Annotated in this window: 21 protein-coding genes and 2 pseudogenes; 7 read left to right on the forward strand and 16 right to left on the reverse strand. The window is 64.4% G+C overall.

What is annotated here, in order from left to right:
• The 8 genes and pseudogenes from CWO91_RS25750 to tolQ all read right to left on the reverse strand — a co-directional run.
• Positions 1–451 (reverse strand): annotated as a pseudogene (locus tag CWO91_RS25750) (tol-pal system protein YbgF); the annotation flags it as partial.
• A gap of 187 nt (positions 452–638) precedes the next feature.
• Positions 639–1127, reverse strand: a complete 489-nt coding sequence (gene pal, locus CWO91_RS25755; protein WP_018641585.1) for a peptidoglycan-associated lipoprotein Pal — start codon at positions 1125–1127, stop codon at positions 639–641.
• A gap of 259 nt (positions 1128–1386) precedes the next feature.
• Complete coding sequence (locus tag CWO91_RS25760; RefSeq protein WP_128936516.1) at positions 1387–2127, reverse strand: N-acyl amino acid synthase FeeM domain-containing protein; 741 nt, start codon at positions 2125–2127, stop codon at positions 1387–1389.
• A 199-nt stretch (positions 2128–2326) separates the two neighbouring features.
• Positions 2327–4657: a putative bifunctional diguanylate cyclase/phosphodiesterase gene (locus CWO91_RS25765; protein ID WP_130217425.1), complete on the reverse strand. Its 2331-nt coding sequence runs from the start codon at positions 4655–4657 to the stop codon at positions 2327–2329.
• Between the two features lie 236 nt (positions 4658–4893).
• Entirely contained in the window at positions 4894–6258 is a 1365-nt protein-coding gene (tolB, locus tag CWO91_RS25770) for a Tol-Pal system beta propeller repeat protein TolB (protein ID WP_245471363.1), read from the reverse strand.
• Between the two features lie 23 nt (positions 6259–6281).
• Positions 6282–7241 carry a protein TolA gene (locus CWO91_RS25775; protein ID WP_130217429.1) on the reverse strand — a complete coding sequence of 320 codons (960 nt, stop codon included), beginning with the start codon at positions 7239–7241 and terminating at the stop codon, positions 6282–6284.
• A gap of 3 nt (positions 7242–7244) precedes the next feature.
• On the reverse strand, positions 7245–7694 hold the full coding sequence (tolR, locus tag CWO91_RS25780) for a protein TolR (protein ID WP_028173005.1): 450 nt from the start codon (positions 7692–7694) through the stop codon (positions 7245–7247).
• A gap of 55 nt (positions 7695–7749) precedes the next feature.
• Complete coding sequence (gene tolQ / locus CWO91_RS25785) at positions 7750–8466, reverse strand: protein TolQ (protein WP_028180156.1); 717 nt, start codon at positions 8464–8466, stop codon at positions 7750–7752.
• 458 nt (positions 8467–8924) lie between these two features.
• On the opposite strand from tolQ, the gene CWO91_RS25790 reads away from it, so the two are divergent.
• Both CWO91_RS25790 and CWO91_RS25795 read left to right on the forward strand, forming a co-directional pair.
• The gene (locus tag CWO91_RS25790) at positions 8925–9443 is read left to right on the forward strand and encodes a DUF2231 domain-containing protein (protein WP_128940115.1); all 519 of its coding nucleotides are present in this window, start codon (positions 8925–8927) and stop codon (positions 9441–9443) included.
• A gap of 252 nt (positions 9444–9695) precedes the next feature.
• Positions 9696–10859, forward strand: a complete 1164-nt coding sequence (locus CWO91_RS25795; RefSeq protein WP_130217431.1) for an acyl-CoA desaturase — start codon at positions 9696–9698, stop codon at positions 10857–10859.
• A gap of 131 nt (positions 10860–10990) precedes the next feature.
• Here CWO91_RS25795 and CWO91_RS25800 read toward each other — a convergent pair whose 3' ends face one another.
• The 4 genes from CWO91_RS25800 to CWO91_RS25815 all read right to left on the reverse strand — a co-directional run bounded on the left by CWO91_RS25800 (position 10991) and on the right by CWO91_RS25815 (position 13302).
• Complete coding sequence (locus CWO91_RS25800) at positions 10991–11482, reverse strand: DUF2852 domain-containing protein (protein WP_130217433.1); 492 nt, start codon at positions 11480–11482, stop codon at positions 10991–10993.
• Between the two features lie 121 nt (positions 11483–11603).
• A complete protein-coding gene (locus CWO91_RS25805; RefSeq protein WP_130217435.1) occupies positions 11604–12344 on the reverse strand; it encodes a TetR/AcrR family transcriptional regulator in 741 nt (246 codons plus the stop codon).
• Between the two features lie 128 nt (positions 12345–12472).
• Positions 12473–12838, reverse strand: a complete 366-nt coding sequence (locus CWO91_RS25810) for a YciI family protein (protein ID WP_130217437.1) — start codon at positions 12836–12838, stop codon at positions 12473–12475.
• A 59-nt stretch (positions 12839–12897) separates the two neighbouring features.
• Positions 12898–13302 (reverse strand): YciI family protein, encoded by a 405-nt coding sequence (locus CWO91_RS25815; RefSeq protein WP_130217439.1) that lies wholly within the window; start codon positions 13300–13302, stop codon positions 12898–12900.
• Between the two features lie 265 nt (positions 13303–13567).
• Between CWO91_RS25815 and CWO91_RS25820 the strand changes: the two genes are divergently transcribed.
• The 3 genes from CWO91_RS25820 (at position 13568) to CWO91_RS25830 (ending at position 15783) form a co-directional block, all read left to right on the forward strand.
• Positions 13568–14356: an SDR family NAD(P)-dependent oxidoreductase gene (locus tag CWO91_RS25820; protein ID WP_130217441.1), complete on the forward strand. Its 789-nt coding sequence runs from the start codon at positions 13568–13570 to the stop codon at positions 14354–14356.
• Between the two features lie 125 nt (positions 14357–14481).
• Positions 14482–14919, forward strand: coding sequence for a hypothetical protein (locus CWO91_RS25825; RefSeq protein WP_130217443.1), 438 nt, complete (start codon positions 14482–14484; stop codon positions 14917–14919).
• A 501-nt stretch (positions 14920–15420) separates the two neighbouring features.
• The gene (locus CWO91_RS25830; protein ID WP_130217479.1) at positions 15421–15783 is read left to right on the forward strand and encodes a hypothetical protein; all 363 of its coding nucleotides are present in this window, start codon (positions 15421–15423) and stop codon (positions 15781–15783) included.
• Between the two features lie 130 nt (positions 15784–15913).
• On the opposite strand, the gene CWO91_RS25835 is transcribed toward CWO91_RS25830, so the two are convergent.
• The 4 genes from CWO91_RS25835 to CWO91_RS25850 all read right to left on the reverse strand — a co-directional run bounded on the left by CWO91_RS25835 (position 15914) and on the right by CWO91_RS25850 (position 18727).
• Positions 15914–16327 (reverse strand): VOC family protein, encoded by a 414-nt coding sequence (locus CWO91_RS25835; protein WP_128936529.1) that lies wholly within the window; start codon positions 16325–16327, stop codon positions 15914–15916.
• A 30-nt stretch (positions 16328–16357) separates the two neighbouring features.
• Positions 16358–16897 carry an SRPBCC family protein gene (locus CWO91_RS25840; RefSeq protein WP_130217445.1) on the reverse strand — a complete coding sequence of 180 codons (540 nt, stop codon included), beginning with the start codon at positions 16895–16897 and terminating at the stop codon, positions 16358–16360.
• Between the two features lie 178 nt (positions 16898–17075).
• Positions 17076–18362 carry an RNA polymerase sigma factor gene (locus CWO91_RS25845; protein WP_130217447.1) on the reverse strand — a complete coding sequence of 429 codons (1287 nt, stop codon included), beginning with the start codon at positions 18360–18362 and terminating at the stop codon, positions 17076–17078.
• Positions 18359–18727, reverse strand: coding sequence for a YciI family protein (locus CWO91_RS25850; RefSeq protein WP_128936532.1), 369 nt, complete (start codon positions 18725–18727; stop codon positions 18359–18361). The genes CWO91_RS25845 and CWO91_RS25850 overlap by 4 nt, the downstream gene beginning before the upstream one ends.
• A gap of 140 nt (positions 18728–18867) precedes the next feature.
• Here CWO91_RS25850 and CWO91_RS25855 point away from each other — a divergent pair, with 140 nt between their 5' ends.
• Together CWO91_RS25855 and CWO91_RS25860 are read left to right on the forward strand one after the other, a co-directional pair.
• Complete coding sequence (locus CWO91_RS25855) at positions 18868–19833, forward strand: 2-hydroxyacid dehydrogenase (RefSeq protein ID WP_130217449.1); 966 nt, start codon at positions 18868–18870, stop codon at positions 19831–19833.
• 459 nt (positions 19834–20292) lie between these two features.
• Positions 20293–22259 (forward strand): annotated as a pseudogene (locus CWO91_RS25860) (cache domain-containing protein).
• Positions 22260–22359: the final 100 nt, after the last annotated feature.

Consider the following 22359-nt stretch of genomic DNA (forward strand, 5'->3'; position numbering starts at 1 on the left):
TCTGGTTCGGATCGAAGGCATCGCCGCGGCGGCGCGTGCCGGGGGCGCCGGGCGCCGGCTGCTCCTGAGCGATCGGCGCGGGAGCGGCGATCTGCGGCTGCTCGTAATTCGGCTGCACGGCCTGCTGCTGCGGCTGCTGCTGGCGATAGCCCGGCGCGACCTGGCTTGGCGCGATCTGGGCGGGCGGCATCGCCGCGACGTTGGGCGCCTGTCCGGCTTGCGCGCCGCCTTCGAGCGCCCGCAGCCGCTCCTCGAGCTGGCGGTTGCGATATTGCAGCTCTTCGTTCTGGCCGGTGAGCTGGCGCAGCTGGTTCTCCAGCCGCTCGATCCGCATCTCGGGGTCGGCATCATCCGACTGCGCGACGATCGATTGCGCAAGTGCGGGCGAGCACAAAGAGAGCAGCGCGGCGATCGCCGCGGTGCCGGTAAAGACCTTAAATCTGGATGACATCTTGCCCTGACGACAACAGCGAAATGGCCTGCGACGGAACATTCGACGCGCCACACATTGAAGTGGAGTACGCCAAAAATGTGACTGGTACCAAGGGGTTTCTGTCACAGAATGCTGAAACGAAACCGGCGCCCGAGAGGGCGCCGGCATCATCCAGTTCTGAAGCTGAACGGCACCTGACTGAACGTCAGGAGCTCGCGTTCAGGACGGTGACGGCGCGCCGGTTTTGCGACCAGCAGGAGATGTCGTTACAGACGGCGACCGGCCGCTCCTTGCCGTAGGAGATCGTGCGCATGCGGTTCGGATCGATGCCGCGCGAGGCGAGGAACGAACGCACCGACTGGGCGCGGCGGGCGCCGAGCGCGATGTTGTATTCGCGGGTGCCGCGCTCGTCGGCATGACCTTCGATGGTGAAGCTGTAGCGCGGATAGGTCTGGAGCCACTGCGCCTGCTTCTCCAGGGTCACGATCGCCTGCGGGGTCAGATCGGTCTGGTCGCTTTCGAAGAACACGCGGTCACCCACGTTGACGACGAAGTCCTGCTGGCTGCCCGGCGTCGCCGCGTTGGCCATCGCATCCGTCGCAGCATTCTTGTTGGCGCAGGCGCCCATCGACAGCGCGACGGCAAGCACCGCGGCCAGCTTCAATCCCTGGAGGATACGCATAGGATGTTTCATTCCGGAGCCTCCACGCTCGCGTTAGTCCACTGCTGTCCGGTCTACAGGGGGTTGGTTAAGCGAACGTTCCGTCAACCTTGACGGAACCTTGCCTCAGCCGATCAAATGCCCCCAACCAGCGAAAAGCACCCATGATGGTTAATGGGTTGTAAATGTGGCGCGAGGGTGAAGGCAAGCCGCGCCAGCTAGCAGAAGCACTGTTTTTTGCTGGGGATTCTAGGCCGAAAGGCGTACGGCGGCCCGAGACGTCGCTTCGGAATCAGGCGTGAACGGCGTCCGCCACGAACACCGGCCGCTGCGGAACGGACCGTTGCGGCGCCTGGCGCTGGCCACCGCGCCCGAACAGCATCCGCCGCTCGAAGGCGGTCGACCGCATGATCGGATAGCGCTCGAACACCTTCTTGCGGAAGGTCGGGAAGTCCGCCGCCATCAGCCCGAACGGCTTGGTGAGACCGGGAACCAGCCGGGGCTCGGCGATGGTCTGGTGCAGGAACACCCGGCGGTAGAAGGCCTGATGCTCGGGGCGCACGATCGCAAGGCCGAGATCGGCATTGAAATGCTCGCAGGCCATGTAGGCGAGGCGCGTCGTCAGATAGGGCAATTCCGGGACGCGTTTGACCTGGTCGGGATCGGCGACGAAGCGGGTCGGGTCGATCATGACCTCGCCGCGATCGAGCCGCGGCAGCAGGATCTCGGGGAAGACGTCGGCCGAGGTGGACTCGCGCCATTCAGAGGTCAGCACGCTGATACGTACGGAGCTACAGAGCTCGCCATTGAGATAGACGCCGAAGGTCCACGCGTTCGGCAGCTCATCGTAGCGGTCGGTGACCCGTGCGTCCGCCGATTCCTTGACGGCGCCCTCGCGCCGATAGGCGCGGTAGCGGAGATTGTAGATCTCCTCCTTCTCGTCTGCCGTCTCTGCGAGATGATAGTCGAGGTCGGTGAGGAGTTCTGCCCCTCGCCCAACAGCCGAAATGACCGCTTTGGCCGAGGACTGCATCCCAACTCCTTACCCACACCGCTCACTGCAAACGCGCGCAAGAAAGGAGGATTTCACCAGAACAACTTCCACGCGCGTGATGAATTATTAACAGCTTCTTAACGTCTATGCAAAGCAATCGAACGGTTAGGGTTAACCGCCGTAGCACTACGGTGGCGGCAACAGACTGAAACGACAGGAAATTTTTTGAGAGGCGGTCTTAAGCGAAGGAGCGCGAGAAGGCGACCTGGAGCGCGCTGTCACCCCGGCGTCCATGCGAGGCGTTGAGGAGCTGGCGCATCCGCACCGCGGGCACCGGACGGCTGAACAGATAGCCCTGCCCCTCGGAGACGGTGCCGTCGGCGCTGATCAGCTCGAGCTGCTCGTTGGTCTCGATGCCCTCGACCACGACGGCCATGCCGAGGTCGGCGGACAGCCGCGCCACGCCGCGCAGCAGCGTCAGCGGCCGGTCGGTGTCGATGCCTTCGAGGAAGGAGCGGTCGATCTTCACCTTCTGCATCGGGAAATTGTGCAGATAGCTGAGGCTGGAATAGCCGGTGCCGAAATCGTCGAGCGAGATGCGCACGCCGAGCGCATGCAGTTGCGACAGGATGTCGTGCGTGAGCTGGGTGTTGCGCAGCAGCGAGGATTCCGTGATCTCGATCTCCAGGCGATGGGCCGGAAGCCCCGAGACTTCGAGCGCGTAGCGGATTTCGCTCAGCACGTCGCGCTGGTGGAATTGCTGCGGCGAGAAGTTGACGGCGACGCTGACGGCCTCCGGCCACTTCATGCATTCCATGCAGGCGCGGCGCAGGATCCAGCGGCCGAGATCGACGATCAGGCCCATGTCCTCGGCGACCGGGATGATGTCGACCGGCGAGACCGTGCCGCGCACCGGATGATTCCAGCGCAGCAGCGCCTCGCAGGTGGTGATCTTGCCGGACTTCAGATTGACCAGCGGCTGATAGAACAGCTCGAACTCCTCGTTGGCGAGCGCCTTGCGCAGGTCGAGCTCGAGGATACGGCGGGCCTCGACGGTCGCCGCCATCTCGTCGCGGAAGAAGCAGAAGGTGCCGCGGCCGTCGGCCTTGGCGCGGTACAGCGCCATGTCGGCGTTCTTGAGCAGCGTATCGGCGCTGGTGCCATCCGGCGAGGTCAGCGCGATGCCGACGCTGGCGCCGATCTCGACCAGATGGTTGTCGATGCGATAGCGCTCGCTCAGCCGCTCGACGATGCGGCGGGCGAGACTAGCTGCATCTTCGGGCGAGGAGATGTTCTGCTGGAACACGACGAATTCGTCACCGCCGAAGCGGGCGACGAAATCCTCCGGCCGCAGCATCTCGCGCAGGCGGTTGGCGACCGCACACAGCAGCTGGTCGCCGCAGGGATGGCCGAGCGTGTCGTTGACCTGCTTGAACTGGTCGAGGTCGACGAACAGCAGTGCGGAGAGCCGTGCGGCGCCATGCGAATTGGCCAACAGCCGCTCGATCTCGTCGCGGAAGCTGACCCGGTTGGGCAGCGCCGTAAGTTCGTCGTAGCGGGCGAGATGGCTGATCCGGGCTTCGGCGCTTGTGCGTTCGGTGATGTCTTCCAGCAGCAGCACCGTGCCGCCGCCGGTCATCGGCTGGAACGTCCAGGCCAGCGTGCGGCCGCGCGCCTGATCCGGATCGGCGGTGACGATCTCGCAGATTCGCGCCTTCTCGATCTCGGACAGGATCTGATTGCCGCTCTCCGCCGAGATCGACCCGGCCGCGACGCAGGCCGAGGCGATGTCGGCGGCCGTGGCGCCGCGCTTGACGAGGTCCTCGGGCAGCGCCATCAGCTCGCTGAAGCGATGGTTCATCACGGCGAGGCGCCGATCGGCGCGAAACATGCACAGGCCGTGCGGCATGTTGTTGAGCGCAGTGTCGAACTGGCTGGCCAGCGCGGATTCGCGGAAGCTCGAGGTCAGCGCCTTGACGAAGATCGCGTGCAGGCTGAGGTTGATGTTCTTCAGCGCGATGAAGAACAGCACGAGCAGGATCGCGAGCCCGATATAGTAGAATCCGCCGTGCAGCAGCAAGGCGAGCGACATCGGACCGCAGGCGAGCGCGACGTGCCACTGCACGACCCTGGGCTGGCCGTAATTGCGGGCGGCGCCGCCGGCGGTGTAGCCGACCGTAACGGCGACGCAGAGCATGTTCGCGACCGCGTCGTCGTTGTTGAAAATCACGACGAAGCACCACATGCCGATGACCGCGGCATAGACGAGCGCGCCGAACCAATAGCGCGGCTCCAGATGCTTGGCCTGCTGGAACGTCAGGCCCGGCACGCGGTTTTCGTAGGGCCGCATCTGAAACGCGCGCCCGGTGCCGATGGCAATGATCAGAAACGCGATCGGCCACAGCAACACGTCGCCGGTCTTCAGCGCAGTCATCACCGCGGCCACGGCCGCGGAAGCCGAGCCGAGGAAGATAGCCCAGAAATTCTGCACCATAGAGTTGATGAGAGCGGCGTAGAGTATCGGCTCCAGCTCGTCTCGATCACTCTGCTTCTGGTCGGCCAGCTGCATTGGCTAGTTACGCGTCCTGTTTGGCGCGTAGTCTTACCCAGCCCAGATGAAGCCTTTCTGAGGGAACATCGTTAAAGTCGAGTTGTTTTTCGGCAATAGCGAACCTGTTTCTGCTGATATTTCAAGCAGCTAGGTAAGTCTTGCCGAGCGCAAGGTGAAGGAAAGCTTGCTTTCCTCACCTAACGCGAAAAAATCGGCGCTTTTTTTCGACAACATCGCGCGTCTGAACACGCAGTCTATTGACCCGCCGTCGAGGACAATAGCGGCGACCATGCCGGGTCGGAGGCGAAGCCCGGCGTCGGCACCTTCAGCTCGTTGCGACCGGAGATGTCGACGGAGTACAGCGACGGCCCGCCATTGCCGCCGGGGTCGCGGAAGAACATCAGCACGCGGCCGTTGGGCGAGAAGGTCGGGCCCTCATTGTGGAAGCCGGAGGTGAGCAGCCGCTCGCCGCTGCCATCAGGCTTCATGACGCCGATCGAGAACTGCCCACCGCCCTGCCTGGTGAAGGCGATGTAATCGCCCTTCGGCGACCACACCGGAGTCGAATAGCTGGCGTTGGTGTCGTCCTTGGAGAAGGAGATGCGCTGCGCCTGTCCTCCGCCCGCGCCCATCACGTAGATCTGCGACCTGCCGCCACGATCGGACTCGAAGCAGATGCGGGTGCCGTCCGGCGAGTAGGACGGCGAGGTGTCGATCGCCGGCGTGTCGGTGAGGCGCGTGGTCGAACGCGAACGCAGATCCATCACGAACAGGTTGGAATTGCCGCCCTGCTGCAGGCTCATGATGACGCGCTGGCCGTCCGGCGAGAAGCGCGGCGCAAAGGTCATGCCGGGGAAGTTGCCGACGATCTCGCGCTGGCCGGTCTCGATGTTGAAGAGATAGACCTTCGGATCGCCCTGGCCGAACTCCATGTAGGTGATCTCTTGCGAGCTCGGCGAGAAGCGCGGCGTCAGCACGAGGTCGGAGCCGCGCGTCAGATAGCGCACATTGGCGCCGTCCTGGTCCATCATCGCGAGCCGCTTGACGCGGCGCTCCTTCGGCCCGCTCTCGTCCACGAACACCACGCGGCTGTCGAAATAGCCCTTCTCGCCGGTCATCCGCTCGTAGATCTGGTCGGAGATGATGTGGGCGATGCGCCGCCAATATTCCGGCGAGGTGAAATATTGCTGGCCGGCGAGCTGCTGACCGGAGACCACGTCCCAGAGGCGGAATTCGGCCTTGAGCCTGCCGTCCGGCTGCCGCGTCATGCGGCCCGTGACGAGGGCCTGCGCGTTGATGGTCTTCCAGTTCTGGAATTGCGGCGCGACGTCGATGTTGCTGATGCGCTCGATGAAGGCGGCCTGGTCGATCGGCGCGAACAGGCCTGAGCGCTTGAGATTGTTGGTGATGACCTGCGTGACGCCGTTGCCGACGTCGCCGTCGGACGGCGAGCCCGGCAGGAAGTTGGTGATCGCGATCGGGACCGGCTGGAATTCCGTGGGATCGATGCGAAGGCGTGGCTGCCCCTGGGCGAAACCGTGTCCACCCCCGAGCATCGCGAGTGCCGATCCGGTGACGGTCATGAAACGGCGGCGGTTCATCGAACGGGCATCATTCATCACAAAATTCTTTTGTTCGGATGTCACAACATATCTTTCAGACCGAAAGTCATCGGAATGAGCTTCCAGCTCTCGTACTGCTGCTTCGGCATGAACGAATAGACCTGGCACTGCACGATGGCGCGCTTGGCGCTCTCCGCCACCGCCTGGGCGATCGACCGCGACGGTCCTCGCACCGCGACGACGATCGGCTCGGCCGCCAGCGATCCGTCAATCTTCATGGGAATGTCGATGTCGGCTTCATACTGGTCGGCGTCTTGCCCGTTATAGGTCGGCGTGAAGCAGCGCTTGACCGCGCCCTGGAATGCACCGCGCCAGGTCGCGACGTTGTTGGCGGCAGTCCCGGTCGCCGATCCCAGCGACGCCGACGCATTCAGCGCCGAGCCGGCGAGTTCGTGCCGGGTCGCGGAACGCTTGTCGAGGTCGCGCTGGATCTGCGCGGGGTCGAAGGTGCGCTCCTTCGGTTTCGGCTGCTGCTGCGGCTGCACCGCCGCGACCTTCTGCTCGACCGGCTTGGGCGGCGGCTTCTTGGTGTCCAGCTTCTTCTGGAGCTCGGCGATCGGATCTTCCTTGGCCGGATCAGGCTTCTTTTCCTGCGGCTTCGGCTCTTCCTTCGGCTTTGCCTCGGCGACAGGCTTCGGCGGCTCGGGCTTCTTCTCGACCGGTTTCTCGACGGGTTTTGGCGGCGGCTCGGGCGTCGAGTTGGTCTTGATCAGCTCTTTCTTCTCGGTGACCTTGCCGACGGCGTCTTCCTCGGGCTTTGCTTCCGCGATCTTCTCGACCTTGGGCTTCGGCTCTTCCTTCTTGCCGGTCTTCTGCCCCGCCATCATCTTGGCGAGCTGATCGGTGGAGATGATGTCGACCGGAAGCGACTCCTCCGGCGCGATGTAGGCCTTGCTGCTAAAGGTGACGAGGCCCCATCCCAGCACGAGGACGTGGAGAGCAATCGACGCAACGAGTGTTTTGTCGACCTTCACCTTCACGGCTTACCCCTGATCCGCTTCCGTGACGAGAGCGAGCTTCTTGAAGCCCGCGCCGGACAGCAGGCCCATCACCCTGGCGACCGTCCCGTAATCGGCCTTCTTGTCGGCACGGAGATAGATGCGTTCCTCGAGCCCGCCGCGGGCGTCCGTGATCGCCTTGAGCTTCGGCACCAGCTCGTTGATCGCGATCTCGGCGTCGTTGATGAACACCTTGCCCTTGATGTCGACCGACATCTGGATCGGTTTCTGGTCGTTCTGCTCAAGGCTCTTGGCCTGGGTCTGCGGCAGATCGAGCGGCACGCCGACGGTGAGGAGCGGTGCCGACACCATGAAGATGATGAGCAGCACCAGCATCACGTCGACCATCGGGGTGACGTTGATCTCGGCCATGACCGGCTTGCGCCGGCTACGGCGCCCGCCGCCTCCGGACGAACTCGCGACGTTCATGCCCATGGTCTGATGCCCAAATTGCCCTTCACACTATACATGCCGTCATACATGCCCTCCGTCAGCCCCGCTCGTCGATCTGACGTGACAGAATGGCGGAAAATTCATCGGCGAAGCCTTCGAGCCGCTGGGCCTGCCGATTCACCTCGGACGTGAACTTATTGTAGAAGATAGTGGCAGGAATGGCGGCGATGAGACCGACGGCGGTCGCAAACAGCGCCTCCGCGATGCCGGGGGCCACCACCGCCAGAGAGGTGTTTTTCGACGCCGCGATCGACTGGAAGCTCGACATGATGCCCCAGACCGTGCCGAACAGGCCGACGAAGGGGCCGGCGGAGCCGACCGTCGCGAGCACCAGGAGCCGGCGTTCCAGCCGCTCGACCTCGCGCGCGATCGAGACGTTCATCACCTTGTCGATGCGCATCTGCAAGCCCGCGACCGAGCGGGCATGGCTCTCGAAGGAACGCTTCCATTCGCGCATCGCCGCCACGAAGCAGGCCGCCATGGAATGGGTCGGCTTGGCCGAAAGCGTGCGATAGAGCTCCTCGATCGACTCGCCGGACCAGAAGGCCTGCTCGAAACGATCCATCGAGCGCCGTGTGCGCGCGTAAAGAAAGATCTTGTCGATGGCGATCGCCCAGACCCAGACCGAACAGGACAGAAGTCCCAGCATCACCGCCTTCACGATCCAGTGAGCCTGCCAGAACAGCGCAATCAGCGACACGTCGGCGGAGGCAGCAACCGGAAGGGCTGACTGAGCCACGTCGGCCGGATTCATAAGCAGTATCCTCTCAAGGCGATCGTTACCTAATGTCCTTCGGCCAGCAAATGGCTGCCGGTGTCCTCTAACAGCCGCGCTAGAACCCGCGCGGCCGGCAAGCCCGCTCAAAGCCTTGTCTTTTTGGGGTGCAGGGCTCGTCCAAAGGCTCTCCAAAGCCGGCCGCCTGCATTCCCCGCCAAGATGTCAAAACTAAGGGCCTCGACACGGCTTCGGGCGCGACTGTCCGCAATTACCAGAGCCCGGCGTTGGTTAATGCGGGGTTACCGGCAGCGAATTTGGCCGCGGGAAAGGCAGGCAGCGCAGGGGGATGGGGGCGGCGGGGTCCGCTGCGTCCGGGACGCGAGAGTTCCGCTTCCTCCCGCAGACAGCACGAGGAGGGGCCGCTCCATGCCTGCAGGAACCAGCCCTCGCCCGGAAAAGTTGTCCCGGAAATTCATCTTTGGCGAGGTTTTGCCATGAGCATCAACCCCAAAACGACCGCCGCGATCGGCGATCACCCCCTGCACCCCATGCTGATTCCATTCCCCGTCGCCTTCCTGGTCGGCGCGCCGATCGCCGACCTGGCCTTCATCGGAACCGGCGATGCTTTCTGGGCCCGCGCTGCGATCTGGCTGATCGGGGCCGGCATCGTCATGGCGCTCGTCGCTGCCGTGGCCGGTTTTACCGACTTCTTAAGCGAGCCCCGAATCCGCAGCCTCGAAGATGCCTGGTATCACATGGTCGGCAATCTCGCGGCGGTCGTGCTGGCGCTGGTCAATTTCTATCTCCGCTACGCGCAAGGCACTGAAGCTGCGGTGAAGCCGTGGGGCGTGGTGCTGTCGCTCATCGTCGTCGGCATCCTCCTGTTCACGGGATGGAAGGGCTGGGAGATGGTGCACCGGCATCACGTCGCGGTGCTGGACGCGCCAGGCCAGACCAGCTCGGAGCCGGTCATGCCGCCTCATGGCGGCGAGAGCCACCGGCGGGCCGCCTGAGCGAGGCGCGCATCAAGCGGTCAGCGCCGCAGCGCCGCTTTCCGTGGGACTACGTGCTTGCATAGCAGGCATTCACGACCATATGCTCAATCATCGAGCTTCGGCCGACTGCTTTGGCCGGAATCTCCTGGCAAAGCATCTCGTTCACGACCCCGCGGTGGCACGCCATCAGCGGGGTTTTTCGCAGGCGGCCGACTTTAGCTCGGCCGGAGCGAATCCCGCATCCTCTTGGTTCAAGGTCCTTCCGAAAACATGTCGCCCAATACCGCCGCCGACGACCAGCACGACGACATCATGTATCCCTCCGCCCTGCCGTTTCTCCTGGTCCATCTCGGCTGTTTTGCGGCGATCTGGTCAGGCATCGATTGGCAGGCCGTCGCGATCTGCGTCTCACTTTATTGCGTACGGATGTTTGCGATCGGAGCCGGCTACCACCGTTACTTCTCACATCGGGCGTTTGCGACCAGCCGGGTGTTTCAGTTCATCCTGGCCTGCCTCGCGCAGAGCAGCGCGCAGAAGAGCGTTTTGTGGTGGGCGGCCAAGCATCGGCACCATCACCTGCATTCCGATACCGAGACCGACGTGCATTCGCCGCGTCACCGCGGCTTCCTCTACAGCCACCTCGGCTGGATTTTTTCGCGGCAACACGACACGACCGATCTCGCGAAGGTCGGCGATTTTGCCGCCTACCCGGAGCTGATGTGGCTGCATCGGCTGGAGCTGCTGCCGGCTTTCGCGCTTGCAGCGCTCTGCTTCCTGGCGGCGGGCTGGTCAGGTCTCGTCGTTGGCTTCCTCTGGAGCACGGTGCTGCTCTATCACGCGACCTTCTGCATCAATTCCCTCGCCCATGTGCATGGACGCAAGCGTTACGTGACGGGTGATGATTCCCGCAACAACTGGCTGCTGGCATTGTTCACGCTGGGTGAGGGCTGGCACAACAATCACCACGCCTACCAGAGCAGCGTGCGACAAGGCTTCCGCTGGTGGGAGATCGACGTGACCTATTACGTCCTGAAAGTCTTGTCGTGGATCGGCGTCGTCTGGAACATGAAGGCACCGCCCGAACAGGTGCTGCGCAACGAGCAGCCGCTCGGCGCACGGGTCATCAATCGGGCGGCCCGCGAGCTTGCCGGACGGTTCGATGCGCAGACGCTCGCGCACGCGATCTCCTCGGCGCGGCGCCGGGCCGACCTCGCCCAGCTGCAACTGCCGACGCTGCACGACATCCTCAATCGCGCACATGAAGGCGTCGATGCGCTGACGCATCTGCATCTGCCGAAGATACCGACCCGGGACGAGTTTCTCGCCGAGGCCAAGGCGATGTTCGCGCGAACACGATCGCTCAACGAGATCGTGGACCACGCCTACGAACACTTCCTGGCGTCGGTTCGCGCGCAGCTCGCGACCACGACCTGAACGTCGCGACTGACCGCCGCGCGCGTCCAAAACCAAACCGCCCGCCTGCGGGTTGCGCAGGCGGGCGGCTCGGGGCCATCAGGACTTTGGGGGCATGCGCCTGAAGGCTTTGAGAGGTTTCAGTTGCCGGATCAGCCCTGCTGCTGGTCAGTGGGCGGCGGGGTCGGACGCGTCTTGTGCTGCGCCATGAACTGGTCGAACTCTTCCTTGTCCTTGGCGTGACGCAGCCGGCTCAGGAAATCCTTGAACTCGCGCTGCTCTTCCTCGAGCCGCTGCAGCGTCTCGGCGCGATATTCGTCGAAGGCGCGGTTGCCGGATGACGGCGGGCCGAAGCCAAAGCCGAAGCCACGGCGCTCCATGCGATCGCGCATGCGGTCCATCTTGTACTGCATCCTCTCCATCTTGTTCTGCCAGCGATCCTGGTGGCTCCAGCACGACATTCTTCTGCTCCCGAGTGTGAAAAAGAGAAGGGCAAGTCCGATCGGCCACCAGATGATGAAGCCGAGAATGGTCACGGCGATCCAGCCGGGATGCCAGGGCGTCTCGAGCATGTGAGGACGTTGGTACTGTTGGTATTGGTCCGAGGGGCCGCGCCATCGATTGACATCAGCGGTGTAGGCCATTTCCCATCTCCATCACGGCATCAGCGCCGTTGTGAATGTAAATAACATTTACATAGCTAGAACATCCCGCGATTTTGTCAAGCCGGCCGCAAGACAGGCCCGCGGAATTATTTGCGCAACTTTATTTCGGCTTGCCCCAAGGACCGCCGGGCGGCACCCCAGAACCGGAGGACGCCTCCGGTGGCACCGGCGGCGGCTCGGCGCTCTTCGCTGGCGGACGGCGGTCGGTCGGGAAGCCGAGGCCGCGCAGATAGATTAGCACCTCGGCCTCTAACAGCTCGTCCGGCGACATCGGCAGTTTTCGTCGCGCGGCGTCGCCACGCGAGAACAGCGAGGCCACGCCATGTGCCATCGACCAGATGTGCAGCGCCATCATCATCGCGGGCGGGCGGGGCGTGCCGGGTGGCGTCAGCGCGGCGAGGCGCTCGGCGGCGGCGCGGATGACGCCGAATGCGCGTTCGCCCGCGGCCATCAAAGCCGGATTGGCATCGACCGGCAGGCCCGATTCGAACATCGCGTTGTAGAAGGCGGGCTCCTCGCGGGCGAAGGCCAGATAGGCCTTGCCGACGCGTTCGAACGCGGTGACCGTGTCGGGACGCCCGTCGTCCCAGGCCGCAGTGAGACGTGCCTCGAACTGCTCGAAGCCGCGCTGGGCGATCGAGGACAACAGCTCGTCGCGGTCGCGGAAATGCCGGTAGGGCGCCGCCGCGCTGACCCCGGCCATGCGCGCGGCATCGGCAAAGGTGAAGCCAGCCGCGCCTTTCTCGGCGATCAGCCCGAGAGCGGCCTGCAACAGGGCTTCCTTCAGATTACCGTGGTGATAGCCGCGCTCCGCGCGGCCTTGCTCCTTGCGCCAGCTCATGTGAACGGCTTTTACATGAGCCGGGCGTGAAGGTCACTAGCGGGGATGAGGCGTAATCATCCCCGTACTTCCACGGTCATGCCGGGCCGATGCATCAGCATCGAGCCCGGAAACGCGTTCGCCCGAAGCTACATCTGCGGAAGGGGCAGCACGGGCATGACTTCGATCGCCTCGCCCGGGAAGATCGCGAAGTGCGGATGGTTCTCGAACAGCTTGGCAGCTTCCTCTTGCGAGGCAGCCCGCACCACAGTGAAGCCGGTCAGCGCATTGCTGACCTCGGTGATGCCGCTCGCGTCGATCCTGCGGGTCTTGCCGAGCGGGCCGCCGATCTCGACGATGACGGCCTTGTGCTTCTCGACCCAGCCGTGCCAGGCGGCCATGCCCTCCTGTTCCCTTGTTTTCCGTTCGGCCTCGGGCAGCGCGCGCCAGGCCGCCATCTTCGGGCCGTTCATGCTGCCGAGATAGACGGCGAGGAATTTGTGTTCGGTGTTCATCGGTTCTCTCCTTGTTGATCGATTGACGTCAGCCACGATTTCATCGCGAGCCGCTGTGGCTACCTCTTCAGGTCGTCGAATCCGGCGGCGGCCTGCTGCACGTCGGGCGGAAAGTCGCCCATCTCCTGCACCTGCCGGATCTCGATGATTTCGTTCGGCGAGGCCGGGCACTTCTTCGCCCAGGCGATCGCCTCGGCGCGTGAGGCGACCTCGATCATCCAGTAACCACCCAGGACTTCCTTGGCTTCAGTGAAGGGCCCGTCGGTCACGATAGGCACGCCGGTCGCAAAAGAGACACGCGCGCCCATCGAGGGCGGATGCAGGCCGTCGAGCGTGATCAGCACGCCGGCATCCTTCAGCGCCTCGTTGTAGCGCATCATCGCGGCAACGCGTTCTGGATCGAGCTGCACATCCGGCGGCGCGCTCTCGTAACCGAGCGGGATCATGAGCATCATGAATCGCATGGTGGTTCCTTGTTGCTCCTGGTCATTGCGGGGCGCGACGAAGTCCAGCCGGCCCGCATTCCCCTGTAAGACGAACGGCCTCTCGCCGCCCCGACAGCGGCGCAGAAAATATTTGGAGGCCGCGCCAGTGCGGCTGCGGCAGGCGCATTCGGGCCGGATCGGGATCGATAGGTTCGGCCTGGGGCCTTTCTTGCCGGAACGAAAGCGAAGTAAAAGGAGCCGGCGCTCACGCGCCCCCCTTCCCCGACACAGGACAGATCAGCCAATGCCGCCAGCCCCGCAAAAAGTCGCCCTCGTCACCGGAGCCGCGCGTGGCATCGGGCTTGCGACCGCGAAGAAGTTCCTCGCCGAGGGTTGGCGCGTGGCGCTGCTCGACATCGAGGGCGAGCTGCTCGGCCGCGCGGTCGCCGAGATCGGCCAAAGCGAGGCGACGCTGGCGCTGACCTGCGACGTCTCGGACAAGGCGGCGGTCGGCGCGGCGATGACCGCGGTCGAACGGCGGTTCGGCCGGCTGGATGCGCTGGTCAACAATGCCGGCATTGCCGTGTTCGCGCCGCTGATGGAGACGTCGGAGGCTGACTGGCGCCGCGTGCTCGAGGTCAACCTCACTGGCCCGTTCCTCTGCACCAAGGCGGCGGTGCCCTTGATGCGCGACGGCAATGGCGGCGCCATCGTCAACATCACCTCGATCTCGGCGGTACGCGCCTCGACGCTGCGCTCGGCCTACGGCACCAGCAAGTCGGGGCTGGCGCACCTCACCAAGCAGCTCGCGGTCGAGCTCGCCTCACTCAATATCCGCGTCAACGCGGTCGCGCCGGGTCCTGTCGACACCGCGATGGCGAAGCAGGTGCACACCAAGGAGATCCGCGCCGACTATCACGACGCCATTCCGCTCAACCGTTACGGCCTGGAAGAAGAGCTCGCGGAAGCGATCTACTTCCTGTGCTCGGCAAATGCGAGCTACATCACCGGCCAAATTTTGGCCGTTGATGGCGGCTTCGATGCGGCGGGTATCGGCCTGCCGACGCTGCGCGGCCAGCGGCGCAACGGGTAGGCGCGGGATTTGTAGGGTGGGCAAAGGCGCGCAAGCGCCGTGCCCACCATCTCTCCCGATTTGCGCCATAGGTGGGCACGCTTTCGCTTTGCCCACCCTACGATGTCGAGAGTTCGGAGAGTGCCATGCAACGCGCTGCTTTCACCAAAGTCTTAATGCTCGCGACAGCTCTGCTCGCCTCTGCGCCCGCGGCCGCCGAGATCCGCATCATCCAGTCGCCGGGCGGAGCGGTCGGGCCGTTTCTCGACCTGTTCGAGAAGGTGCGCGAGAGCGGCGAGCGCGTGGTGATCGACGGTCCTTGCCTGTCCGCCTGCACGCTGCTCCTCAGCATCGTGCCGGGCGAGCGCATCTGTGTCACCAAACGTGCGGTGCTCGGTTTCCATGCCGCGCGCTCGGTCGACGGGCGCGGGCGCTTCTATGCCGAGCCGGAAGCATCGGTCGCGGTGCTTGCCGCCTATCCCGGCCCGGTGCGTGACTGGATCAGCCGCCGTGGCGGCCTCACCTCGCGGTTGCTCTTGCTGAAGGGGCGTGATCTCGCCGCGATCTATCCGCGCTGCCGCTGACGAATTTGGCAGCCGCCGCTCTAATGGCCCTTGGCTTAGCTGGTCCGAGGCCATACGGCGGGTTCCCGTGCGCGCACGCTATGTGCGCACCGGGGTTATTCGCCATCACGCGCTGGCTGCCTTCAAAAGAGAGTCTGGATCACCGGCACCAGCTTCATGCTGGCGCAAATGAGCATCCCCCAAAGAGCAAAGTTGATCTGTAGCGCCGTCGCCATCGGTCGCTCCCCTTCCAAGTGACGTCCATCCCAGTTTGTAGATTTTATGAATCACAAATAGCGATTCTAACGTGCAGATCACAGCCCAATATTGCGTCAATTGTTGTGCGATGCGGTCCGCATCGTTTCACGAAGCGGCCTCACTGCTCGCGCAAAGTGATGCGAATCGTGAGTTCATTGCTCGGCCATGCCGGCCAACTGGTTTGCCTTAAGTTCCATTTCACCGACGCGATGCAAGTTTTCCCACGCGGATCTTGCCCATCGCGCACCGAACTTTGGGTCCGGCATGATGCGACATGGCTTGATCTTGCTCACTTTCTGCACAACGCTGCTTGGATGTGCAGTCGCACCGGCGCAGGAGCGTCGTCCGATCGCATGGGACGGCCTCGGCCAAGACCCCAACAAAGGCCCGAACCGCCCTCATATGGCGAAGCGGCGCGCAACGAACCCCGCGCCCGCGGCAAGTGATCCCAATCAGGAGCGGGAACGAGTGCTCGGCACCTTGCGTCCGTACTCCGACGCGTGGTGGGCGGTCCATGACGAGATCGAAGCGGAGAACGACAGGCAGCTCGGCACCAAGCTCGTGATCTGCCCTCGCTGCGTGCAACCGTCGCCGCCGGACGGGGACGTGACCGGATCAACCCGGTGAGAGGGTAAACGGCCGATCCGCGCCTGACGGAAAGACTCTACACTCCCTACGACTCATTATGTGTCCCCTCTCCCGCGGCTTTGGAGAGAGGGGATCACATTTCAATCAATCATGTGAGCGGTCGCGCCCGTCACATTCCTTCCGCCGGGCAGTTCACCATCCAGGGAATGCCGAACTTGTCGACGCACATGCCAAAGCCCTTGGCCCAGAACGTCTTGCTGAAGGGCATGGTGACGCTGCCGCCGTCGGCGAGCGCATTGAACTTGCGCTCGCCATCCGCGGGGTCCTTGACCGTGATGGAGATCGAGAAGCCCTGCGGCTTGTGAAAATGCTCGGGCGGCGCATCGGAGCCCATCAATACGCTGCCGTCGGGCAGTGACATCCGCGCATGCATGATCATCTTCTCGCGACCTGGCGAGGCGGGCACCTCCGGCGGCGCATCCGATGCGCGCATCATTGCATCAATCTTGCCGCCGAGAACCTTGGCGTAATGGTTGAACGCCGCTTCGCAGGTGTCCTGATAGAACAGATAGGGATTGAGCATCGTTTCTCTCCTTTTCATTGGTAGTGAGGCCTATTGCTTCTCGGTGAGCTTCTTCAGGCTGGCGAGTCCGGCCTCGAAATCCTTGCCGATCATGCTGTCCATGTTGATGAACACTTGCATCACTTTGGACAGGAAGGGGGCCGGACCGGACATCGCCCATGTGACCAGTGTGGCATCGCCTTGCGGCACAAAGGTGAACTCGGCGCTGTTATGGCCTTCGAACGGGCGCTCGAAATCGAGCTTGATGCGGAGCCTCGAAGGCGCGTTGGCCTCGAGGATCTCCATGTGACCGGCGCCAACATTGTTGTTCCCGTCCCAGGCATATGTCGCGCCCTTGCCTTCCGCGGTTCCTCCGAAGGTCCGCTTCATGGCGGGATCGCGGCTCTCATAGGGTGACCAGGCGGTCCAGCGGCGGAAATCGGCCACCACCGGATAAATCGCATCGGCCGGCGCTTTCACGGCGAGACTGCGCTCGACGCGGAATGTGTCGGGTTTCGTCAGGGCAAAGACGAGCACGGCCGCAATTCCGGCCGCGAGGACGATGGCAATGACGGCAATGGCTTTCAGCATGGATGGCTCCCGGGATACGGGCGTAGGACGAACGAGGGAGACCTCGGCCGACAAGACCGAAACGAAATTTTTGGCGGCTTCTCTCACCGGTCATTCCGGGGCAGTCCGCAGGACTGAACCCGGAATCTCAAGATTCCGGGTTCTCTCTTCGGGCGCTCTGGAATGACGCGAAGCCGCGTCACTTCGCCTTGGCGCTTTCCTTCGGCTTCGGCTGGCTGTCCCGGATCAGGCGATCGAGATGCATGCGGATGTGGGCGGCTTCCGCGGAGGTGTTGGCGAGCGCAATGGCGCGGTCGAAGGCGATGCGGGCCTCGTCGTTGCGGCCGAGCTGCATCAGGAAGGCGCCGCGCACGCCGTAGAAATGGAAATAGTTGGCAAGCTTCGGCGCCAGCGGCTCGATCAGCTCGAGTGCGGCCTGCGGTCCGCGCACCTTGGAGACCGCGACCGCGCGGTTGAGCGTCACCACCGGCGAAGGCTGCACCACTTCGAGCGCGCCGTAGAGCAGGTCGATCTGCGTCCAGTCGGTCTCCTCCGGCGCCGATGCGCGCGCATGCAGCGCGGCGATCGCCGCCTGGATCTGATAGGGCCCGCTGCGGCGGTGGCGCATCGCCTTGTCGATCAGGGCGAGGCCCTCCGCGATCATGGTGCCGTTCCACTGCGAACGATCCTGGTCCTCCAGCAGGATCAGCGACCCGTCCGCGGCAAAGCGCGCGGCGCTGCGCGCATGTTGCAACAGGATCAGCGCCGTCAGGCCCATGATCTCCGGCTCGCTCTGGAACAGCCGCAACAGCAGCCGCGCCAGGCGGATCGCCTCCTCGCACAGCGGCTTGCGAAGCTCTGCGGTATCGCCGCTCGCCGAATAGCCTTCGTTGAAGATCAGGTAAATCATCGCCGCGACGCCGGCGAGCCGCTCGGATCGCTCGACCGCGCCGGGTGCTTCGAAGGGTACGCCGGCGTCAGCGACCTTCGCCTTGGCGCGCGTGATGCGCTGCTCCATCGCAGCTTCCGAGACCAGAAAGGCGCGCGCGATCTGCTTCACCGTGAGACCGGAGACGATGCGCAGCGCCAGCGCGATCTGCTGCGTCGCCGGCAGTTGCGGATGGCAGCAGATGAACATCAGCCGCAAAATGTCGTCGCGGTAGTGCGAGCCGTCGAGCCGCTCGGCAAGCGCCCCTTCGGCGTCGTCGAGATCGGAGATCGCCTGGTCGTCCTCCGGCAGCGGCTGCTGCTTGCGGGCGCGGCGGACCTCGTCGATCGCGACGTTGCGGCCGACCATGATCAGCCAGGCCGCGGGATCGCGCGGCGGCCCGTTCTGCGGCCAGGTTTTCAGCGCGCGCAGACAGGCGTTCTGAAAAGCCTCCTCAGCGGTGTCGAGATCGCGGAAATAGCGCAGCAGCGCGCCGACCGCCTGGGGGCGCGCCGAGGTCAGCGCTGTCTCGATCCAGGCGGTATCGGCCTCGCTCACGTCAAATTCCCTCCGGGCCTGAACACGCCGACGGGACGCACCTCATAGGCACCGCCGGGATTGGCAGCGCCGAGCTCGCGCGCGACGTCGAGCGCGTCGTCAAGGTTCTTGCAGTCGACGATATAGAAGCCGAGCAGCTGCTCCTTGGTCTCCGCATAGGGGCCATCAAGCACCAGCGGCGGGTCTTCCTTGCGCAACGTCGCCGCCGCAGTGGTCGGCAGCAGCCGCGCCACCGGCCCGAGCCGGCCCTGCTGTGTGAGCTTCTCCTGCACCACGGCGAGCTTCTTCATCACGGCCTCGTCCTGGTCCTTGCTCCAGGAGCCGACGAAGTCCTCATCGTGATAGCAAAGAATGGCGTAAAGCATGGGCGACACTTTCCTCGTCTGTTCTAAAGACGCGCCAATATGCCCCGCCCCGACAGGGCTGCGGAAAAAATTTGCAAGAAAAATCCGGCAGATCGTGCCAAGGAGGGCCTTCTCAAGCGGAACTCGATGAGGCACTTCGAATGACCAAAGGCACACTGGCCGTCCTGATCAACAGCACGCAGCAGAACTGGCTGCCGGAGCGCTGGAAGGCCCGGTTCGACGCGGTCTGCGGCGGCCGCCGCGTGGTGCTGCTGCCCGATTCCGCCCTTGATCCGGCCGAGGTGCACTATGCCGCCGTGTGGAAGCCGGTGCCGGGCGATCTCGGTGCGTTCCCCAATCTGCGTGCGATCTTCAATCTCGGCGCCGGCGTCGACGCGCTGATGGCCGACGAGAGCCTGCCCGATGTGCCGCTGGTGCGCGTCGCCGTGCCCGACCTGACCAACCGCATGACCGAATATGTCGTGCTGCATGTGCTGATGCACCATCGCCAGGAGCTCTATTTGCGCCAGTGCCAGCGCGAGAAGCGCTGGGAGCCGACATATCAATGGCCGGCGAGCGCGGTCACCGTTGGCGTCATGGGGCTCGGCACGCTGGGCACTGATGCGGCCGATGTACTGCGCCGGCTCGGCTTCCGCGTCACCGGCTGGAGCCGCAGCCCGCGCACGATCGAGGGCGTCGAATGCTTCCACGGCACGGACGGAATCGACGCGTTCCTGCGCGCGACCGACATCCTGGTCTGCCTGCTGCCGCTGACGCCGGACACGCATGGCATCCTCAACCGCGACGCCTTCACCAAGCTCAACCGCAACAGCCCGCTCGGCGCGCCGGTGCTGATCAATGCCGGCCGCGGCGGCTTGCAGAACGAAGCCGACATCCTGGCCTGCCTCGACGACGGCACGCTGGGCGCCGCCTCGCTCGACGTCTTCGTCCAGGAGCCGCAGCCGGCAGACAGCCGATTCTGGACCCATCCCAAGGTGCTGCTGACCCCGCACAATGCGGCCGACACCGACGCGGACGCGATCTCGGCCTACGTCGCCGAGCAGATCGCGCGGTTCGAGGCGGGCGGCGTGCTGGAGAACGTGGTGGATCGGGTCAGGGGGTATTAGGGCTCGCCTGGTTGGAAGAGGCACGACCGCGCCTCACCCTTGATGTCGTCCTGGCGAAAGCCAGGACCCAATTACCCCACGGAGAAGTTGCGGCGTACTTCCTGGGCTAATGGGTCCTGGATCTGCGCTCCGCCCTGGACAACGCTACGCGTTGCCAAGAGCTGCGCTTGTCCAGGACGACGCAAACATACTCGGATGTCGTCCCGGCCTAGTGCGCAATTGCGCACGGGGGGCTGGGACCCATACCGCGGCATCTATCGATTGTGGTCGGTATCAGTACCAACACCGAGTCTTCGCCAAACGACGGCCTGTGGTTATGGGTCCCGGCCTCCGCCGGGACGACACCGTTGGTTTGGCAATCGCCCGCACACCGCAACCACCATCCTCCTCCCCCGTTCACCCTCTCTTAGCGAGAAGTTGATAGGCGTTGTTAATCAACGCTCAACGAATGAGTCGGACATGCGGGCAAACCTCGGCCTCAGGATGCGGATCACGGTTGCGCTGGCGGTGACGGCGGCGGCGACCGCCCTGTTTGCCGTGCTCGGGGCGATGTGGATCATCGCCGGGATCATCGACCGGGCCGACCAGCGCGAGCTGCGCAGCCATTACGATGCGCTGCAATCGCGCATCGCCGAGGAATCGCATCGCGCCGCCGCGATGAGCGCCGTAGTCGCGTCGATGCCGGCGACGCAAGAGGCCATGGCGAAGCAGGATCGCGAGGCGCTGGTGCGCCTGTTCGGACCGGTCTTTGCCGCGACCAAGTCGGACTACGGCGTCGATCAGTTCCAGTTCCATGTGGCGCCGGCGACCTCGTTCCTGCGGGTACACCAGCCGCCGAAATTCGGCGACGACCTCTCCGGCTTTCGCAAGACGGTCGTCGTCGCCAACCAGGACCGCAAGGTCGTGGTCGGTCTCGAGGGCGGTGTGGCCGGCCTCGGCATCCGCGGCGTGGTGCCGATCGCGCAAGCCGGCAAGCATCTCGGCACGGTCGAATTCGGTCTGACCTTCGGCCAACCTTTCTTCGACGACTTCAAGGCCAACCGCCATGTCGACGTCGCCTTCCATCTCGCCGACGGTTCAAGCTTCAAGCTGTTCGGTGGCACGCTGAAGGGCAAGAGCTTCTTCGATGCGGCCGATTACGGCCGCGCCACCGGCGGCGACTTCACGGTGCGGCAGGCCAAGCTCGACACGACGCCGGTCGCCGCGTTGCTCGGACCGATCAAGGATTTTTCCGGCAAACCGCTCGGCGCGGTCGAGCTGGTGATGGACAATGCCGACTACGAGGCCTCGGCCGACCGCGCCTGGATGCTCGCAATCGGGATCGCCGCGCTCGGGCTCGTGCTGGCCGCGATCGTCGGCTATCTCATCGCTCGCAGCATTTCGCGCCCGATCATCTCGATCACGAGCGTGATGCGCGAGCTCGCGGACGGGCGTCTCGACGTTACCATTCCAGCCAGCAAAGCGAATGACGAGGTCGGCGCAATGGTGAAGGCCGTCGCGGTGTTCCGCGACAATGCCGTAAGCTTTAGCAAACTCCAGGCCGAGCAGCTCGAGGCCAAGGCACAGTCCGAAGCGGAGAAGCGGCGCGCTTTCGGAGCGCTCGCCGACAATTTCGAAGCCAGCATCCGCGACGTCGTCACCACGGTATCCTCGGCCGCAGTCGAGATGGAGCACACCGCGCGCTCGATGTCCGAGATCGTCGAGCAGTCACGGCAACAGACCCGCACGGTGTCTTCGGCCTCGGCGCTGGCCTCAGAGAACGTCCAGACGGTTGCGGCCGCCGCGGAAGAATTGTCCTCGTCCATGACCGAGATCAGCCGCCGCCTCGCCCATGCGACCGAGGTCGTCGGCAGGGCTGCGAGCGACGGGGAGCGGTCGAATGCACGCGTGCAGAGCCTTGCCGACGCCGCGCAAAAGATCGGCGACGTCGTCTCCTTCATCAACGGCATTGCGGGACAGACCAATCTGCTCGCGCTGAACGCGACGATCGAGGCGGCGCGCGCGGGCGAAGCCGGCCGCGGCTTTGCCGTGGTCGCCTCCGAGGTGAAAGCGCTGGCGACCCAGACCGCGAAGGCGACGGAGGAGATCGGCGCGCAGGTGACAGCGGTACAGGGAGAGACCATCGGTGCTGTCGACGGCATCCAGTCGATCTGTGCGACGATCCGCGAGGTCGACGAAATCTCGGCCGCGATTGCGGCGGCCGTCGGTCAGCAAGGCACGGCGACACAGGAGATCGCCCAGAACGTCCAGCAGGCCGCGGCTCGCACCGGCGAGGTCTCGCAAACATCTCCGGCGTCACCGCCGGTATCGCGGCGACCGGCACCGCGGCTGAGGAAGTGCTGGGATCGGCGATCGAGCTGTCAAAGCAGTCGCAGCGGCTGCGGGACGAAGTGGACCGCTTCCTCGCGCATATCCGCGCGGCGTAGCTGGGCGCGGGATTGCGCCACAACAATAGTGTCGTCCTGGCGAAAGCCAGGACCCATTACCCCAAGAGGAAGTTGCGAGTGACGGCGGCAACTCCGAGTC

Source organism: Bradyrhizobium genosp. SA-3 (assembly GCF_004212635.1).
In the GTDB taxonomy this organism is placed as follows: Bacteria; Pseudomonadota; Alphaproteobacteria; order Rhizobiales; family Xanthobacteraceae; genus Bradyrhizobium.

Coding starts and splice junctions, on each gene's coding strand:
- CWO91_RS25815 (WP_130217439.1), bottom strand. CDS start 13,302: ATGCGATTCATGATGCTCATGATCCCGCTCGGTTACGAGAGCGCGCCG.
- CWO91_RS25855 (WP_130217449.1), top strand. CDS start 18,868: ATGACCAAAGGCACACTGGCCGTCCTGATCAACAGCACGCAGCAGAAC.
- CWO91_RS25840 (WP_130217445.1), bottom strand. CDS start 16,897: ATGCTGAAAGCCATTGCCGTCATTGCCATCGTCCTCGCGGCCGGAATT.
- CWO91_RS25850 (WP_128936532.1), bottom strand. CDS start 18,727: ATGCTTTACGCCATTCTTTGCTATCACGATGAGGACTTCGTCGGCTCC.
- CWO91_RS25825 (WP_130217443.1), top strand. CDS start 14,482: ATGCAACGCGCTGCTTTCACCAAAGTCTTAATGCTCGCGACAGCTCTG.
- CWO91_RS25800 (WP_130217433.1), bottom strand. CDS start 11,482: ATGGCCTACACCGCTGATGTCAATCGATGGCGCGGCCCCTCGGACCAA.
- tolQ (WP_028180156.1), bottom strand. CDS start 8,466: ATGAATCCGGCCGACGTGGCTCAGTCAGCCCTTCCGGTTGCTGCCTCC.
- CWO91_RS25805 (WP_130217435.1), bottom strand. CDS start 12,344: ATGAGCTGGCGCAAGGAGCAAGGCCGCGCGGAGCGCGGCTATCACCAC.
- CWO91_RS25830 (WP_130217479.1), top strand. CDS start 15,421: ATGATGCGACATGGCTTGATCTTGCTCACTTTCTGCACAACGCTGCTT.
- CWO91_RS25760 (WP_128936516.1), bottom strand. CDS start 2,127: ATGCAGTCCTCGGCCAAAGCGGTCATTTCGGCTGTTGGGCGAGGGGCA.
- CWO91_RS25765 (WP_130217425.1), bottom strand. CDS start 4,657: ATGCAGCTGGCCGACCAGAAGCAGAGTGATCGAGACGAGCTGGAGCCG.
- CWO91_RS25835 (WP_128936529.1), bottom strand. CDS start 16,327: ATGCTCAATCCCTATCTGTTCTATCAGGACACCTGCGAAGCGGCGTTC.
- CWO91_RS25790 (WP_128940115.1), top strand. CDS start 8,925: ATGAGCATCAACCCCAAAACGACCGCCGCGATCGGCGATCACCCCCTG.
- tolR (WP_028173005.1), bottom strand. CDS start 7,694: ATGGGCATGAACGTCGCGAGTTCGTCCGGAGGCGGCGGGCGCCGTAGC.
- CWO91_RS25820 (WP_130217441.1), top strand. CDS start 13,568: ATGCCGCCAGCCCCGCAAAAAGTCGCCCTCGTCACCGGAGCCGCGCGT.
- CWO91_RS25810 (WP_130217437.1), bottom strand. CDS start 12,838: ATGAACACCGAACACAAATTCCTCGCCGTCTATCTCGGCAGCATGAAC.
- CWO91_RS25795 (WP_130217431.1), top strand. CDS start 9,696: ATGTCGCCCAATACCGCCGCCGACGACCAGCACGACGACATCATGTAT.
- tolB (WP_245471363.1), bottom strand. CDS start 6,258: ATGAATGATGCCCGTTCGATGAACCGCCGCCGTTTCATGACCGTCACC.
- pal (WP_018641585.1), bottom strand. CDS start 1,127: ATGAAACATCCTATGCGTATCCTCCAGGGATTGAAGCTGGCCGCGGTG.